The following is a 2,912-nucleotide window of genomic DNA, read 5'->3' as shown; positions in this document are numbered from 1 at the left end:
CATAAACGTGTGTATCGGGTGTATTGTGAATTAAAGCTTAATCTCAGGGTAAAGCGTAAACAACGCATTCCTCCACGAAGCCCAGAAAGGCTATCAGCACCCAATAAACAAGGTGAATGCTGGTCAATGGATTTTATGAGTGACAGCAGTCGCAATCAACAGCGTTTTAGAACCTTCAATGTGATAGATGACTTTAATCGTGAGGCGTTAGGCATTGATATTGCGGTTAGTTTACCTGCTGGCAGGATTACCCGTTACCTAGATAAACTGGCCGAATATCATGGCTATCCACTCAAAATACGAGTGGATAATGGACCGGAATTTACCGGAAAAACATTCATCGACTGGGCAAAGTCACATGGTATAACCATAGATTATATTCAACCAGGTAGCCCATATCAAAACGGATATATTGAACGATTTAATCGCACCTATCGCACAGAGGTACTAGATTTATATCTATTTAATAATCTGGAACAAGCAAGAAAGGTAACCGAAGAATGGCTAACCATTTATAACACGGAAAGGCCTCATGAAGCATTAAATAATATGACGCCGATTGAATATAAAACCCTAAAACAAGCAGCATAATTTTCTACTTGAATCTTGTACTAAGTTTGGGGTATTTACAATACCCATCTGCATCTATCACCACTGCCTGAGCTAGGGTTGGATTGTTATATTGATCATTTGGATCTTTTTTGGGTTCTATTACAGTGCCTCTAAAATTATATCAAATTCTGGATTTGAAATCGGCTTGCCGGTGTTTTTATCAATACAGTCGTTACCATCTAGATCCTTCAAATACGCGTCAAGATAGTAGTGACCATTGTAGCTGCTGTGGCTGTAACATGAACCGATACATTTTCCGCGCGCTCTTCGCTCAGCTCGCCGTTTTTCCGCTTGCATTGATTTATAAGTTTCAAATGTTGGGGTACCTCGTCTTTCCATACAACTTATATACATAGGAGTATTAGATACACCATTTTTATAACCTTTTTTTGCAACCCGATTTTCCGGCCTTGAGGCCAGATCAGAGCAGTATGTTTGATTTGTTTTCCTCAGTTCCTTCATTTCTGGGGATTCAGCTTCGTAGTAAGCATTTCTTTCTTTATGTACTCTTCTAATAGAGGCTGTTTCCGCATAATAGCCATTATACCAGTCGGATATACTGCATCCGGTTAATAGTACACTTAAGCCTGTTAGAAGCAGTAATTTTGGTTTAGCGCGGTGGATCTGCATGATATCTCTTTATTTATAAGATAAAAAATGATGCTACTATCACACGCGCTTTACCAATACTCAGGTATTATTTCTCCGCGCGCTCTTCGCTCAGCTCGCCGTTTTGCCTCTTGCATTGATTCATAAGTACTAAAAGTGGGGGTTCCGCGTTCTCTCATACAAACACGATACATTGCTTCATTAAAAACTCGGTTCTTATAACCTCTCTCCACAACCCGATTTTCCGGCCTTGAGGCTAATTCCGTACAATATGCATCATTTTTTTTCCTCAGTTCCTTCATTTCTGGGGATTCAGCATTGTAGTAAGCATCTCTTTCTTTATGTGCTTTTATAATAGCGGTTCTTTCCGCATAATAGCCATTATACCAATCGGATATACTACAGCCGGTTAATAGTATACTTAAGCCTGTTAAAAGCAGTAATTTTGGTTTAGCGCGGTGGATCTGCATGGTATCTTTTTCCTTCAAAATTAAAATAACGTTTGCCATTAACTTCATGTATTGGTATCTGGGTGGTTCTAATTGGTCTATGTGTCCATTTATCTAAGGTGGTCACATTACCCTGTCTATCAACCAGATTCATATTCCCATCTGCATCAATGACCACCGCCCGGGCGACGGTTGGATTGACAATACGTCCGTTTTGATCCTCTTGAGGTTTGACTACGGTTTTTTCAATTTTGTCAAATTCTGGATTTTTAATCTTTTTACCGGTGTTTTTATCAATATATTCTTTACCATCCGGATCTTTCAAATACTCGTTAAGATAGTAGTCACCATTATAGCTGCTGTGGCTATAACATGAGCCTAGCGGGCTGCCGATACACTGCCCTGCGGTTACTGGATTATAGCCTACCAGCCCACCAACAAAATCGGTACTGTTGTTAGCCAGAAATAAGGTACTGTTAATGCCATCCGGATCAATGTAGCCATTTTTTTCGAGCATTTTATATTGTCCAGCTATATTTGCTGCTGGCCCTAAAAATTTGGTTTTTTCGATCGGTATGTCAGTTGCATTTAATCTATTCTGCAAATAGGCGTTGCTGACTTTGTCTGTGAGTGAACCGCGACTATGGTTATTACTGTTGATGGTGGTGTTGGTTTCTTTCGCGCCAGTAATTTTAGTGCTGCATTGGTTTTTCTGCATTGGTTAATGGCAGTCTGCCACCCATCCATTCGTTGAGTTTGTCGTAGAATGCATAAAAGCCGACTTCGCCCAGACCGGGGATAACTTCTACAGTGGGGTTGTTGACCACTACATAAAGATTGCCATTGGCTGCTGCTTCGGGATTTTGTTTGATGGCATTTCTGAATGCGGCTTCTTCGTTGTTGTAGATGCTCGGATTAGAAATCAATACTGATTTGCCATCCATGATTTCGTTGTAATCATATATTTCTATAGCAGTTCCTTCAAATGGGGCATTTTTATTTTTTTCTTTGGTTAGTTTGCTTGCATCACTGGCTTCTATGGTATCGTTAACATTATTGATGTCTTTACAAAAATACTGTGCTTCTGCGCCTGAGCAGGTGATTTTGTAAACTTTTCCGGCTGTTATGTGTCTGGCTGCGTTTTTGGCATAGTCGGCATGCAGCGCAGCAGTTTCTAATGCTGCGGTACCAATATCTCCTGCCCATAATATGCCAAGGGCGGTATCCAGATAGGCTATATTC

The 2,912-nt window shown here is 40.4% G+C and carries 4 protein-coding genes and 1 pseudogene; 1 reads left to right on the top strand and 4 read right to left on the bottom strand.

The window, feature by feature from the left end; all coding sequences use genetic code 11:
• On the top strand, positions 1–591 hold a 591-nt coding region (locus BHC51_RS05260), incomplete at its 5' end, for an IS3 family transposase (protein WP_143558785.1).
• Positions 592–711: 120 nt separating this feature from the next.
• Here the strand turns inward: BHC51_RS05260 and BHC51_RS05255 are convergent.
• From BHC51_RS05255 to BHC51_RS12715, 4 genes and pseudogenes are all read right to left on the bottom strand, one after another.
• Positions 712–1,242, bottom strand: coding sequence for a hypothetical protein (locus BHC51_RS05255; RefSeq protein WP_100153507.1), 531 nt, complete (start codon positions 1,240–1,242; stop codon positions 712–714).
• Between the two features lie 50 nt (positions 1,243–1,292).
• Positions 1,293–1,691 (bottom strand): hypothetical protein, encoded by a 399-nt coding sequence (locus BHC51_RS05250; RefSeq protein WP_037492245.1) that lies wholly within the window; start codon positions 1,689–1,691, stop codon positions 1,293–1,295.
• Positions 1,672–2,388, bottom strand: a complete 717-nt coding sequence (locus tag BHC51_RS05245; protein ID WP_100153506.1) for a hypothetical protein — start codon at positions 2,386–2,388, stop codon at positions 1,672–1,674. The genes BHC51_RS05250 and BHC51_RS05245 overlap by 20 nt, the downstream gene beginning before the upstream one ends.
• Positions 2,363–2,912 (bottom strand): annotated as a pseudogene (locus tag BHC51_RS12715) (hypothetical protein); the annotation flags it as partial. The gene BHC51_RS05245 and the pseudogene BHC51_RS12715, both read right to left, overlap by 26 nt.

Source organism: Snodgrassella alvi (assembly GCF_002777745.1).
In the GTDB taxonomy this organism is placed as follows: Bacteria; Pseudomonadota; Gammaproteobacteria; order Burkholderiales; family Neisseriaceae; genus Snodgrassella; species Snodgrassella alvi_D.
Note: the sequence above shows the minus strand (reverse complement) of the source record. Positions and strands in the feature narration are given on the sequence as shown.

Coding starts and splice junctions, on each gene's coding strand:
- BHC51_RS05255 (WP_100153507.1), bottom strand. CDS start 1,242: ATGCAGATCCACCGCGCTAAACCAAAATTACTGCTTCTAACAGGCTTA.
- BHC51_RS05250 (WP_037492245.1), bottom strand. CDS start 1,691: ATGCAGATCCACCGCGCTAAACCAAAATTACTGCTTTTAACAGGCTTA.
- BHC51_RS05245 (WP_100153506.1), bottom strand. CDS start 2,388: ATGCAGAAAAACCAATGCAGCACTAAAATTACTGGCGCGAAAGAAACC.